Raw genomic sequence first — 13,233 nt, forward strand, 5'->3', positions numbered from 1 at the left:
GCTTGCGGTTTTTCGTGAACGGTGAACTGCTCTTATCTTAGGCGGTTCGATCGCCTACTGGCTGGGCATTGGCGCCAGCTTGACCTTGATCACATCGCCCGGCAGCACCGGCGTGTCTTCCTTGACCGCAATCTCGCTCGTCTTGCCGTCGGCAGCGCGCAGCAGTGAATAGATCAGGGTGGGCTCTTCGTTGGTTGCGCTGGCGGCCACGGTGGCGGGATCGGTGGCCTGGGCCATCAATCCTTTCTGCATGTTGACCCTCAGCGCGGCCTCGTTCAGGTCGGCTTCGGTCTGCTGCCGGTCGGCGGCGAGGCTCGAGCTCAGCGTGTTCTGGGCATCGATGGCATCCTGCGTTGCCTTGCTGATCGCTTGCTTGGCGGTGAGGATGGCCGTTTCGTAGTCCAGGATCTTGCCCTGAAGGTCGGTGACGGACTGCTGCGAATCCAGCAGTCTTGCGTTGGCGACCAGACCTTTCTGGGCCAGCGGACCGATGCTGGTGAGTTGCTGCTGCGCCAGGTCGACCTGCTTCTGCTGGTTGACGATCTTCTTCTGCAGCGATTCGATCTCGGCCTGCAGAACCCCTTTCAGGTCGCTGAGCGCCTCTAGCTTCAGCTTCAGCGCCTTCTGGTCAGCCGTGAGGATCGTCATCTCGTCCGCGACGATGGCCTGCAGTCTCGGGTCGCCCTCGACCTCCTTCGGCACGTCGAAGCTCGACTTGCCCGCAAGGTCGGCATCGATGCGCGCGCGCTTGACGATCAGTCGAACGCGCTGATCGTCATATATGTCGAAATTGCCTTTGGCGGTGACCAGGTCCTTGCCGAGCTGCGGGCCGTAGTCGGCGCTTCGCCGGATGCCGCCGGCGATGCTGACCGCCTTCAGCACCGTAAGATCGGGCACATAGGGGAATTGCCCGGGGTTCTGCACCTCGCCCGAAATATAGAACGGCCGGAACTGCGCCATTTCCACCGATGCCTCGGGCCGGTCCGACAAAGCGAGCTTGTGCTGCAGCGCCTCGCCGATCGCCGCCGCGACTTCGGCCGTTGTCTTGCCGGATGCCGGCAGCTCGCCGACGAAAGGCACCGACAACATTCCGGCCGGCCCGACCGTGTATACGCCATTCACCGCCGACCAGTCGCGGAACGTGCCTTCGACGGTCTGCCACTCCGCGATACGGATGGTGAGCTTGTCTTGCGATCCGAGATGGTACTCGTCGGCAACTGCGATCCGCGGCAGGGCGAGCGACAGGGCCAGGCAGCTGGCCACGAGCCGCAAACGCCGCGAGCGGCCCGAATGCGGGCCGCTGCAAAAACTTCGAACATGTCTATCTTCAACTGAACGTTCCGATCCGCTTTGGCCCCACCAGCCCGATGAGCCTGCGCCCGATGCCTGCCGGGAGAGATCCCCCGGTGCGATCCGGTTCGCGGCTGCTCAGTAGCAGCCGCGCGACATCCAGACAGCCGGAACTGTCTTGATGATGATGCGAATATCCTCAAAAAGTGACCAATTCTCGACATAGTGGCGATCGAACGCGACGCGGCTGTCATAGGAGACGTCGTTGCGGCCGCTGACCTGCCACAGGCCGGTCAGGCCGGGGCGGGACTTCAGGTAATACACGGCGGCGCTGCCATAGATCTCCAGTTCGTCGCGCACGACCGGGCGAGGTCCGACAAGGCTCATGTCGCCCTGAAGGATGTTGATGACCTGCGGCAACTCATCGAGACTGAGTTTCCTCAGGACCGCGCCGACCCGGGTGACGCGCGGATCGTTCTTCAGCTTGCGGGTGGCTATCCATTCCGCCTTGGCTTCCGGATTGGCCGCCAGATAGGCAGCCAGCACCCTTTCGCCGTCCGGCACCATGGTGCGGAACTTGAGACAAGGGAAAACCCGTCCGCCACGCCCGATTCGCCGGTGACCGTAAAAAATCGATCCGCCATCGGAGAATTTGACGAGCAGCGCTATCATCACGAACAGCGGGCTGAGAGCGATCAGGGCGGCCAGTGAACCGGCAATATCGAAACTGCGCTTGATAAGGCCGCCGATCGGCGGTGGAAAATCGACGCCAGCCTGCGAAAACTCCGCTGTGGCCGACTTGGCAACGTCCCTCATGCCAAAACTCCATGCGTTGACCGGATGGTTTACGGCACGATATCAAAAAAATGTTGCAGCGCAACACACAATTTCCCATACCTTTGAAATAGTCACGTCATGAATTGACTAAATAATAAGCGCGCCCTGCACAAATTTCGAAATATTTAGCACATTTATGACAATAAATGGGCATCGCCGGAAAAATAGAGGCGCTTTTGGGGCAACTTCTAGGCGAGGCGTTCTTTATGCCCCTGAGCGGAGCTCGTTGGTGCTTTAGCGCAGCGCGATATTCAAGGGTATTCTAATAAAATACTATTCGATATTGTAGATTTTACTGAAAAACACCAAAGAGCCGAAGTTGCACGTAATCCCGCCGTGTGCGTTGCAGCATGAGTGAGTCGAGCGCAAAAGCTCACCTAAAAATAAATGCAGTTGCCCTTGCGGCCTTTTGCTCGCCTTAATAGAATTGCAAATTATACCTGTCAAAGTGGCGACAGGTTGAAAGGCCGGAAGCAACCGGCCGGGAGCGGGCGACTTAACAAGCCCGCATGACAAGGGACGACGCTCGGGTGGGGCAACGATTGGAATATACCCGGGCCGGTTTGTGGGCTGTTGGGTATGTCGCTTCCAAAATTCATCGTTGGGATGATTTTCGCTCTTGCGATCGTCGTTGGCTGGTCATGGCTGGGCGGCGCTTCAATAGGCACGACGCTGCTGCGCGTCATCATCTGTGCCGTGGTCATCCAGGCGGGCTACTTCGTGCTCGTCTATGCCATGATCGTCAAAAGCGCGCCGACGCCGGCCGACAGGACACGCGAGGCCGAAAGAAAGCTGAGTTCGGCCGAGGTGGCCGAGGGTGAAAAGCTGGGCGGCGCCGGGCGAAGCCTTCACTGACCCAGACCAGGCTGGCCTCAGGCCACGTCGGCGGGTTCGGACTCAGATTGTTCGCCCGAAAGCATCCGGGACAACCGGCTTCCTGCTTTCGCCTTCAGCCGCCGATATTGCCCGACCTCGACGACACGGCCGTTTTCCATCGCGACCACCCAGTCGGCGAACGCGATCATCGATGGCCGGTGCGCGATGGTCAGGATCGTCATCGAGCCGCGCAGCCCGTCGATCGATTGCGCGATCAGCGCCTGGTTTTGCCAGTCGAGCGCGCTGGTCGCCTCATCCAGGATGAGCAGCGACGGCTTGCGCAGCAAGGCGCGCGCCAGCGCGATCCGCTGGCGTTCGCCGCCCGACAGCCGCACGCCGCGGTCGCCGACCACCGTTTCGAGCTTGAGGTCGAGCCGTTCGACGAATTCGGTCGCATGGGCCGATCGCAATGCGGCCCATAATTCATCGTCGCTTGCTTGCTGTGCGGCCAGGCGTAGGTTCGCCGCGATCGTGTCGTGCAGGAGAAACACGTCCTGCGGCACGTAGGCGACCTGGTCGCGCCAGCCCCGGCGATTGGCGGCGTCGATCTCGACGCCATCGACGAGGATCGTGCCGGCTGTCGGCTCGAGCAGGCCGAGCAGCATGTCGGCGATCGTGCTCTTGCCTGATCCCGAAGGGCCGATAAGGGCGGTGACCTTGCCGGCCGGAAGGCCGAAGGTGATGTCGCTCACCACCGTCTTGGCGGCGCCGTCCTCGTATGCGAAGGAGACGCCGCGAACATTCAGTCCGAAATCGAGCGACAGCTTTCGAGCGTCCTCGATCCCGGCATGGCCAGGTTCCCGCTCGGCGTCGAAACGCATCTGCAGGCTACGCATCGCGGCATAGGCGGGCAGGTTGATCAGGACCTGCTGCGCCTGCGTCTGCATGTCCATGAAGCGCGGCGCGATGCGCATGAAGACCAGTAGCAGCACCACGATCTCGGCCAGTGAGAGGTCGAAGCGAACCAGCGCAACATAGATGAACAGGCTCAAGCCGATCACGCTCGCCACCTGGAACAGGGCGGTGCCGGTCGAGCTGTTGCGCACATAGGCGATGTTGTCGGCCTTCATCCTTTCGAGTGTCGCCTGCAACTGCGCGAAATAGGTCGCCTCGATGTTCAGGCTCTTGGCCATCTTGATGCCGCCGAGGAATTCCGAGACCGTCCGGTATTGATCCTGCCGGTTGGTGGTCAGGACCTGGCCAAAGGCGGTCGCCCGCGACCGGAATGGCCGCAGCGCGAGGAACATCAGGATGCCAATGACCACGGCGAACAGCGTCATGACCGGCGAAATGAACATGGAGATCACGAGATAGCCGGCCAGAAGCACGGCGATCTGCACCAGCATCAGCAGCGAGAAGGCCGCGCCCTGGACGCGGTCTATGTCCCCGGTCAGCGCATGGTCGAGGTCGGAGCCGCGCATGCGCGTGAAGACGCCCCACCGTGCCTTGCCGATGCTTTCGAACAGGTTCATGCGCAAGCGGTTGATGAAATCGAAGAGGAGCCTGGCCATGTAGACCGACTTGAAGCGGTTGAAGGCGGCCTGCAGCGCGACCAACGCGACCAGCATGCACAGCACCGTGGTCAGCTTCAGCGTGCCGTCCGGCACCAGCCAGCGCATGAAATCATTGTCGGGCAGCCTGATCGCGAAATCCTGGCCGGAGCGTCCGACCAGCTGCAACAACGGAACCAGCAACAGGATGGAGATGCCTTCGGTCAGGCTGCCCATGATCAGGAAGAGCAGTGCCGTCCAGGTCCGCCGCCCGCCTATCTGGGCGATAACGGCGCCGAACCCGGCGATTTCCCGAAACAATGACGGGCGAAGGAGCGATGATTTCGACATCTCCTGCTACCCCTGTCCTGCCATCAAGTCATGCTCGACGAGGCTCACGACCTCGCCGATTCTGTCGAGGCCCGTCGGCACTTCGAGCCTGCACACGCCGACGCGATCGGCGAGCCGCGCGCAATGCCCGAGATGCGCCGCCGCGAAATCGCCGACCAGGGCGGCGCGGCCGAAGCGCGTGACATATGAAAATCTGATCACGGCCGGCAAAGCGGCGATGCCAGGCATGGGCGAGATCTCAGCCTTTCGGCCGCGCTCGAGAATGTAGATGCGGGTCGCCGGAACCCTGTCGCGCGAAAAGGCACTCTGCAAGCGGTGCTGGGCCTTGTTGATGGCCGGATGCACCTGCGGCCGCACTTGTGCCCCTTCAAGCGAAATCGCGGCAGCCGCGTCGGCCGCCAGCTTGATCTGGGGAAAACCCGGCACGATCATCGGCTCGTCCGGATGGCTGAGATCGAGCGCCACGACGTCATCGGTAAGCAGTTCGTGTCCGGCACGGATCATGGCGCTTGCCGTCGTCGATTTTCCGGCGCCCTTGTCGCCCATGAAGATGGCGCTTTTGCCGGCAATCGCGACGGCGCTGGCATGCAGCACGAGCAGGCCCCGCTGGTGCAGGATGAGCGCCATCACCGGTCCCAGCAGCGGGAACGCGATCAGTGCGTCGTCGATGCCGGGCGCCGGCTCGACCTCGATGCGGCAGGCGTCGCTGATCAGGAACGCACCTACGGCGTGCCATGCCAGATATTGCCGATCCGGTTCGAAGCGGAAAATGGTCGCGGCCTCGGGCGAAGGCTTCGGCATATCGATCGCGCCGACACTGATCAGAATATCCGCCGCTGCCGGCTCGGCCGGCTCCAGCTCTGGCAATGCCACCTCGGAAGCGATGGTCAGGCCGTAGGCCCGATAAAAACGGCGCTGTCCGCGCGGCCAGCCTTGCGCGCGCGGGCGGAGGGCCAGCGGCTCGTTCAACGGCGTCATGCGGCACTCCCGGCACGCTGCACCTGCCGCAGCCACAGCGACAGCGACGCCGAGCGCCAGACATACTGGACGTCGAGCGGCGCCGGCCGGTCGGGCCGACTGAGCAGCCGAGCATAGGCAGCATTCACGGCCGGCAGGTTTATATAGGGCTCGATGCGGCCGGCGTCCGGGCCGAGCACCTGTTCCAGGAGCTCGCGGTGGTTGCGCAGCATGCCGTTGACGAGATTGCCGGTGAAATCGATCTTGTCGCGCCGCCACTGAACCGCCGCCGGCAGCACGCCTTGCATGGCGCGGCGCAGCACGTAGCGGCCAAAACCGCGGCTTAGCTTCTCCTTGCCCGGCAACGCCAGGCAGAACTCGACCAGCGGCTTGTCCCAGAAGGGATAACGAGGTTCGACGCCGAAATTGGCGGCCGCCTTGTCGAGCACTTCGAAAGCATGCGGCACATAGCCGTTGGAAAGAATCCAGCGGTGGGTAAGCGCTTCGCTGGCGCTGACGTCGGCCGGCTTGTAGCCGGCTCGGTGAACCCGCTCGATAAGCTCGGTGCGGCCGGCAAGATCGGCATTGATCAGGTCGCGCCAGCTTCCGCCTTGCGAAGCCTGGGCTGGTTTCCGCAGCCTGTTCAGGAGCCGGTTCGCGGTGTGCCTGAGCCTGGCCACGCGCCAGGCGGGTCCGTAGATGGTCAGGAACTGGAAGTACATGCCGAGCATGCCGTCGCCATAGGTGTTGGAAGCGCTGCGGATCTCGCGCCACAGCTCCAGCCACTTGCCTGCATTGGCAAGCTCGTGCAGATGGCCGTGCCCCTGCGATACGACTTCGTCCCCGCCATGGCCGTCGAGAAGCACCTTGACGCCTTTGGCGCCCGCCGTCCTGTAGACCTCCCGGGTGAGCGTAAGGCCCGGCGCCAGGAACGTTCCTTCCTGCTCTTCCAGCACCCGTTCGAATTCCGCGAACGGCGCGTAGTTGCCGACCGGGATCAGCGTGCCGTCGACGCGCCCTTGTTCCAGCACCGCGTCTATGAAGGGGGTTTCGTCCATCGCCGAACCGCGTTCGAAAACCAGCGAAAAGGTGGGCAGCCTCGGCTTTCCCTCGGACAGGTTTTGCCGGCCCGCCACGCAGGCGATCGAAGAGGAGTCCAGGCCGCCGCTCAGCATGGCCCCGACCGCCGCGCTTCCGCGCATGCGGTTGCGCACGGACTGCGAGAAGAGGTGGGCGAATTCCTCGGCGGCGTCCGGGCGCATAGGCCGCGACGACGGCTCGATCTGCCAGTATCGCTGCAGCGTCACGCGCTGCCCCGTCACAGTGAGGCTGTGGCGCGCCGGCAGGCGGAAAATATCGGTGTAAGGCGTCGCTTGCGGATCGTCTGGCAGCCCGGCCAGGAAACCCGAGATCTGATGTTCGCTGAGGCGGGCGCCGGCGCTGGTGACGCCAAGGATCGGGCCGATTTCGGAGGCAAAGACAAAGCGCTGCCCGTCCGCGTGATAGTAGAACGGTTTGACGCCGAAATGATCGCGCGCGCAAAACAGCACCTGCCGCTCGGCATCCCAGATGGCGAAGGCGAAATCGCCTTGCAGGTGCACGGGACAGGCTTCGCCCCAGCGCAGATAGGCCCACATCAGGAGCACGGCGTCGGCAACCGATGCGTCGCGGACGCCGAGCCGTGCCGTCAGCTCGTCGCGATTGTCCAGCCGGCAATCCGCGGTGACGGCCAGTTTGCCGCCCGCCATCGTCAGCGGGCCGGGTCCGGCTTCATCGGTCGTGTTGAGCCAGGCGTGGCCTAGGGCGACAGTCTTGTCGGTCCACCATGAACTGCCGTCGCGGGCGCGATGACGCATGCGGGCCAGCATGCGCCGGATGTCGGCGGCGGCCTCCGGTGCCTCGTGCCCGTGCAGGATTCCGGCCACGCCGCTCATCGGTTACTGGCCATAGTCGACGAGAGGGACGAACCTGTCTATGGAGCCGCCAAGGACGACGTGGTTGCCGCTGATCAGCCAGGCATGCGCCTTCAGCTGCCGGCCGGTGTCGCGCTCGATGCCGATGCGGATCTTCGAGGCATTGCCCTGGCGGGCGAGAATGTACTGGCCGGCGAGCGCCTGGGTGAGGCAGCTTGCGCGCGGCACCAGGCGGGCCGCGGCGGCAACGCCCCAGGCGACACGGCGCAGCTCTCCCGTGCTGGCGCATTCACGCGCCTCCAGCCGGTTGACGATGCCGCGAAGGCGGTTGTAGGAGAACAGGGTCAGCCCCAGCCGAACGGCCGCGACCACCAGCAGGCAGCGGCAGAGGAACAGCATTTCCGGGCCTCTCAGGGAGAGAGCTCGAAGCAGGCGCCGCCGGTGCTTCGTCTGGCCGGGACTTTTCTCCGTCGCAGGTTCTTGCCGCAAAACCGTGACCCGCTTTTGCGGAACCTGCCTAGACAGGTTCCTCATGATGCAGCCTCGCAAGTCCGCTATCGGCCAGACCTTTCAACAGCGCGTCGACATCGGCCTTGCAGCGCTCGGCGTCGACATCGTAGCGCGCGAGCACGGCACGGCGGATTTCGGCAATTGGTTTCGGCTCCTGGATCAGCTCCCAGATGAACGTACCTACCCCGTTGAGGCTGTAGTAGATGTTGGACTTCAGGTTGAGAAGCGCCAGGCCATCCCCGAATTCGCAGGCAACCGCTTCCTTGGTCGCACTTACGCGATCGTTGTCAGATGGGTTCCAGTTCATCCGAAAACCTCGTTTGCTACACACTGTCCGCAATGCGTGCCGACAATTCTGGCGATGAAGAAAAGCCGGGTCAGGCAATGAAGAGAAGCCGGGATTTTCACCCCGACTCCCTTTATGGTTCTTGGATTCCAGAGGCCCAACGTGTCCCTCCAGAATCAGGACAGGTTCAGGAGAACGTCAGGTCGCCAATCGGCGTGTGCGCAGGAAATGCTGCGTCGAGCGCCGTGTTGCCGCCACCGCCCTGAGTGATGGTTTCAATCGAACCATGAACCGTCAGGCTGGGCGTTTCGTACTCCTGCTTTTCAACATTCTGTTCCATTTTACACTCCATCAAGGACTGGAAACGGCCTGTCGATTGCCGGCGGCACTTTCATGCTGCGATGCAATAGCTGCATGGCAGCATTTATGAGTCAAGCCTGATTTACCGCGCATTAATCAATTATGGACTGCGCGCCCAGACACAGTCGTGAGTAACGATCTCAAGCTTTGGCCTTCATCGCCTCGAGATCCCTGCATATGGGCCTAATGCACTAGGTCAGCATAAGAAATTGATTTGCATATATAAACTTTATAAGCCCTGTCACTTCAAGGCATGGCGACAATAATGCCCTAGCATCGGGTCTCCCGGTAGGTTTGCTACGGAACGCCGAAAAGGCCACTCGTCCCTTGTGGTCCAGTGGTTCTCCTCACCGTTCGCCCGAGCCGGTTTCGATAAACGTCGGGGCTGGATTTTTGCGCTGCAAAAGGAAAAACTGGACGGCGCCAAGGTTTTTGGCGATGCTTTGCTTCGCACCTGCAGCATAGGCGTCGCGCCGATCGCTTCTGGAGAACCGTGCGCCCGATGGCCCTGACCGAACGTTCATATGAGCGACTGCGCGCCGCCGATTGCGCCGGCGAGATCGCCTATGTGCAGGCCTGTCTGCGGCTGTTCTTCGCGGCGCGATCCGGCGCCGCGCCCGGCGATGCCTCCGGCCTCTCCGTAACCAATGTCACCGACATAGCCAGATTGAACAAGGTCGCGACCTTTATCCTCAAGGTGCTGTCGAGCGCACCCGCGAACGGGCCGCCGGCCCAGCTCTCCCAATGGCTCGACGCCTACCGCCGGAAGACCGTTTCGATGAACGCGTCCTGCATCATGGATTCGATGGCGATCCAGGCGGCGCTGCGCGACAGGCAGATCGATTTCGTTTTCCTGAAAGGTCCCTTCCAGCAGCATCTGCTTTACGACGATCATTTCATGAAGCCTTCGGGCGATGTCGACATATTGGTGGCGCCGTCCGGGTTTTTCAGGGCGCGCGAGGCTCTCCGCTCGATCGGATACGAGATCGCCGGCAAGTCGCGCTCCGTCTGGTGGATCCGTTTCCTCGGCGAACAGCACATGATCCGCGGCGAGGGGCCGACGCAGTCCACCGTCGATCTGCATTATCGGCTCCAGCAACCCGGCTCGCCCAGCCCGCGCGACGCGGATGGCTTCCTGCGGCGCAAACGGCAGGTCGAGATCACCGGCGTCGAGGTGCCGTTCACATCGGTGGCCGACACTCTGCTGTTGTCCTGCATCAGCGTCGCCAAGGCGCTTTTTAACCGGGAACCCTGCGCCGGTTACGTCTGCGACGTGCGCGCCAGCGCCGACCGCTTGGACGAAGCCGAGCAGCAGCGCCTGCTCGACGCCGCCGCGGCGCAGGGGCTGGACGACACGCTGCTGCTTGGCCTGCGCGCCGCCGACGTGCTCCTCGGCGGCGCCGACACGCTCTTGTCGCAGCGCGCCGCGCGGATGCTGTCGCGCATCGGCAATGAGGATCTGCTCAACATGGTCGTCGCGCCATGGCTGTCATCCCTGCGATGGCCGCAGCGGCGCACCGTGCTGTGGGAGTTGTGCGGTCGTGCGCCGGTCCGCTATCTGGCGGAAGCCGGCTGGGCGGCATCGGCCGACATCAGCCGCCGCATCTTCGAACGGCAGGGCAGCCCGTGACGGGAAGCCTGTCGGGCATCGAACACGTACAGGGCGAGGGCAGAATGGAACCTGTGCAAGAGGCAAATTCATGTCGATGACGGAATCAAAGGTCTGCGTGATCATCGCGGCCCGAAACGCGGCGCGAACAATCGCGGTCGCCATCGCGTCCGCGCTACGCGAACCGGAAGTGGCGGAAGTCGTCGTCGTCGACGACGCCTCCAGCGATGACACGGCCCAAGTCGCCCGCGCCGCCGATGACGGCAGCGGCCGGCTCGCGGTGATCCGGCTCGACGTCAATCGCGGCCCCTCCTTCGCCCGCAACGCCGCTATCGCGGCCTCGCAATCGCCGTTCATCGCCATTCTGGACGCCGACGACTTCTTTCTCGCGGGCAGATTTCACAATCTGTTTGCCGGCGCGGACTGGGATTTCGCGGCCGACAACATCATGCTCATCAGGGACGACGCCTTGAGCGATGTCACCCAGATCGTCGCACCGCAATTCGCGGCCGAGCCGGAATTCCTCGACCTTGAGCGCTTCGTCGAAGGCAACATCTCCAGGCGCAACGTGCGCAGAGGCGAACTCGGTTTCCTCAAGCCGGTGATCAGCCGCGCTTTTCTCGACAGGCACGGCTTGCGCTATGACGAGAGCTTGCGTCTGGGCGAGGATTACGAGCTCTACGCGCGCGCGGTCGCCTGCGGTGCGCGCTTCAAGGTCATCCGCTCCTGCGGTTACGGCGCCATCGTGCGGGCCGATTCGCTGAGCGGCCGCCACAAGACCCAGGACCTGAAGCGTCTTGCCGACGCCGACCTGGCGCTGCTGGCGATCGACAGCCTGCCTGAGGGTTCCAAAGCGGTGCTGCGCCGCCACGAGCGCCACGTGCGCGACAAATACCGGCTGCGCAATTTCCTCGACGTCAAGGCCGAGCGGGGCCTGGCGTCGGCTGCGGCCTATGCCTTCGCAAGCCAATCCAACCTGGTTCCCATCGTTCAGGGCGTGGCGTCGGACAAGCTCGAGGCGCTGTTTCGCCGCGTCGGGTTTGCCTCCCGTCGTCAACATGTGCCGCCAATGCGTTTTCTCATGGCCGGCACCAGCACGGGCAAGCAGCCTTGAATGCGGGTATCCGGCCGCGCTCTTGCCAGCCCGTCGCGCAAACCATTTCCGGCGGATTTATGAGTTTACGAATTGGGTGGTTGCCTACGCGGCCCGGGGATGGCAGTCTATGTTGCGGTGCAGCAATTAGGATGGCCAATGAACCGGCCTCCGATCGGACTGCCCGATATTGAACCGGTAAGGGGCTCGGCCGACGGTCGGACCACCACAGGACTTTGAACGCATGGCCTCGATATTCGGCTTCAGATCAAGGAATCCGGCCCGCGACCGCCAGACCGACATCTCGCGCCTCGACCGCCTGGCGAAGCTGTTCGAGCAGATCGCGGCCGAGATCGAGGCCGAGCGAAACGGGCTGGAGAATCGCTACAAGGCGACGGCCACCAACGCCGCCTTTCTGGTCGAGGCCATGGAGAACGGCTCGGCGTCTGCGCGCCGTTCCGCCGAGGTCGATGAATTGACGACGTCGATCCTGAATTGCGAGCGCCGCATCGCGGCGCTGTCGCGCCAGAACGGCATGGTCCGGGAGCTTCGTCATTCGCTAGATATGGTTTTCGATGAGGACGGGTCGTCCGATATGACGGCCAGCCAGGGGCTCGCCAAACCGGCAGGCGCCGGCAGAGGGTGAAGGCTGAAGGGTGGATTTGGCGCGAGGCGGGAAGGCAGCTTGGGGAGGGGCTGACGAGAGAAAGAAAGCGCCGTTTGGCAACGGCTCGAATGGCTACTTTGGGTTGGGGATGCACAGCGCAAAGGTTGAGTTTCGTATGAATGCGGATCCGAGAACCACGTCCACCGTCGCAGTTCGCGGCATATCTTCAACACGCCAGGCCAGGCAAGCCCGCCCAGGCGATTCCACCGGACGCAGGGCTGCCCTGGTCGCGCTGGCTCTCGCTAGCCTGTTCGCCGGGCCGGCGCCATCCTGGTCGCAAGATCTGAAGTCGGCGCCCTCATTCGTCGATGATTTCACCAGCTTCAACCGCCAGCGCTGGTATGTCTCCGATGGCTGGACGAATGGCGGCCATCAGAATTGCACCTGGGCGAAGGGACAGGTCAGCCTGGCGGACGGCGTGCTGTCATTGGGTTTCGAGAAGCAGAAGACGAAGGACCGCGACTACGCTTGCGGCGAAATCCAGACCAAGCAGCGCTTCGGCTACGGCACCTACGAGGCGCGCATGAAGACCGACACCGGTCCCGGCCTCAACGCGGCTTTCTTCTCCTATATCGGACCGTCGGACAAGCAGCCCTGGGACGAGATCGACTTCGAGATCCTGACCAAGGACACGTCCAAGGTGCAGGTCAATGCCTACATCGCCGGCAAGGGCAAGAACGAGAAGCTGGTCGACGTGCCGGGCGGCACGGAAAAGGCCTTCAACGACTACGCCTTCGTCTGGCAGAAGGACAGTTTGCGCTGGTACGTCAACGGCCAGCTGGTGAACACCATCACCGATCCGGCAAAGCTGCCCAGCCATGCTCAGAAGATCTTCTTCAGCCTCTGGGGCAGCGATACGATGACCGGATGGTTGGGCGCATTCGCCGATCCCGGACGCAAGGTTTCGCTGCAGATCGAGCGCGTCGCCTTCACTGCGCAGGGCGAACCCTGCCAGTTTCCAGAATCGCTGGCATGCAGCGTAAAGTAGAACCTA

The 13,233-nt window shown here is 62.9% G+C and carries 13 protein-coding genes; 5 read left to right on the forward strand and 8 right to left on the reverse strand.

Features of this window, described 5'->3' with window-relative positions:
• Window positions 1-54: 54 nt before the first annotated feature.
• Complete coding sequence (locus ACIU1A_RS30575; protein ID WP_404926028.1) at window positions 55-1,263, reverse strand: polysaccharide biosynthesis/export family protein; 1,209 nt, start codon at window positions 1,261-1,263, stop codon at window positions 55-57.
• A gap of 165 nt (window positions 1,264-1,428) precedes the next feature.
• Window positions 1,429-2,106 (reverse strand): sugar transferase, encoded by a 678-nt coding sequence (locus ACIU1A_RS30580; protein WP_140497203.1) that lies wholly within the window; start codon window positions 2,104-2,106, stop codon window positions 1,429-1,431.
• A gap of 600 nt (window positions 2,107-2,706) precedes the next feature.
• Here ACIU1A_RS30580 and ACIU1A_RS30585 point away from each other — a divergent pair.
• Window positions 2,707-2,982: an exopolysaccharide production repressor exox gene (locus tag ACIU1A_RS30585; RefSeq protein ID WP_140512914.1), complete on the forward strand. Its 276-nt coding sequence runs from the start codon at window positions 2,707-2,709 to the stop codon at window positions 2,980-2,982.
• 17 nt (window positions 2,983-2,999) lie between these two features.
• On the opposite strand, the gene ACIU1A_RS30590 is transcribed toward ACIU1A_RS30585, so the two are convergent.
• The 6 genes from ACIU1A_RS30590 to ACIU1A_RS30615 all read right to left on the reverse strand — a co-directional run bounded on the left by ACIU1A_RS30590 (window position 3,000) and on the right by ACIU1A_RS30615 (window position 8,850).
• On the reverse strand, window positions 3,000-4,844 hold the full coding sequence (locus ACIU1A_RS30590; protein WP_404926029.1) for an ABC transporter ATP-binding protein: 1,845 nt from the start codon (window positions 4,842-4,844) through the stop codon (window positions 3,000-3,002).
• A gap of 6 nt (window positions 4,845-4,850) precedes the next feature.
• On the reverse strand, window positions 4,851-5,822 hold the full coding sequence (locus ACIU1A_RS30595) for a serine kinase (protein WP_404926030.1): 972 nt from the start codon (window positions 5,820-5,822) through the stop codon (window positions 4,851-4,853).
• A complete protein-coding gene (locus tag ACIU1A_RS30600) occupies window positions 5,819-7,735 on the reverse strand; it encodes a lasso peptide isopeptide bond-forming cyclase (RefSeq protein ID WP_404926031.1) in 1,917 nt (638 codons plus the stop codon). Before ACIU1A_RS30600 ends, ACIU1A_RS30595 begins: the two co-directional genes overlap by 4 nt.
• Before the next feature lie 3 nt (window positions 7,736-7,738).
• Window positions 7,739-8,113, reverse strand: a complete 375-nt coding sequence (locus ACIU1A_RS30605) for a lasso peptide biosynthesis B2 protein (protein WP_404926032.1) — start codon at window positions 8,111-8,113, stop codon at window positions 7,739-7,741.
• A 118-nt stretch (window positions 8,114-8,231) separates the two neighbouring features.
• On the reverse strand, window positions 8,232-8,531 hold the full coding sequence (locus ACIU1A_RS30610) for a PqqD family protein (RefSeq protein WP_404926033.1): 300 nt from the start codon (window positions 8,529-8,531) through the stop codon (window positions 8,232-8,234).
• 166 nt (window positions 8,532-8,697) lie between these two features.
• Window positions 8,698-8,850 (reverse strand): lasso peptide, encoded by a 153-nt coding sequence (locus tag ACIU1A_RS30615; RefSeq protein WP_140497189.1) that lies wholly within the window; start codon window positions 8,848-8,850, stop codon window positions 8,698-8,700.
• 522 nt (window positions 8,851-9,372) lie between these two features.
• Between ACIU1A_RS30615 and ACIU1A_RS30620 the strand changes: the two genes are divergently transcribed.
• The 4 genes from ACIU1A_RS30620 (at window position 9,373) to ACIU1A_RS30635 (ending at window position 13,227) form a co-directional block, all read left to right on the forward strand.
• The gene (locus ACIU1A_RS30620; RefSeq protein WP_404926034.1) at window positions 9,373-10,500 is read left to right on the forward strand and encodes a nucleotidyltransferase family protein; all 1,128 of its coding nucleotides are present in this window, start codon (window positions 9,373-9,375) and stop codon (window positions 10,498-10,500) included.
• Between the two features lie 70 nt (window positions 10,501-10,570).
• Window positions 10,571-11,593 (forward strand): glycosyltransferase family 2 protein, encoded by a 1,023-nt coding sequence (locus tag ACIU1A_RS30625; protein WP_404926035.1) that lies wholly within the window; start codon window positions 10,571-10,573, stop codon window positions 11,591-11,593.
• Between the two features lie 223 nt (window positions 11,594-11,816).
• Window positions 11,817-12,218, forward strand: coding sequence for a hypothetical protein (locus ACIU1A_RS30630; protein ID WP_140630102.1), 402 nt, complete (start codon window positions 11,817-11,819; stop codon window positions 12,216-12,218).
• Window positions 12,219-12,354: 136 nt separating this feature from the next.
• Window positions 12,355-13,227: a family 16 glycosylhydrolase gene (locus tag ACIU1A_RS30635; RefSeq protein WP_404926036.1), complete on the forward strand. Its 873-nt coding sequence runs from the start codon at window positions 12,355-12,357 to the stop codon at window positions 13,225-13,227.
• The last annotated feature ends 6 nt before the right edge of the window (window positions 13,228-13,233 follow it).

Source organism: Mesorhizobium maamorense (assembly GCF_044998965.1).
In the GTDB taxonomy this organism is placed as follows: Bacteria; Pseudomonadota; Alphaproteobacteria; order Rhizobiales; family Rhizobiaceae; genus Mesorhizobium.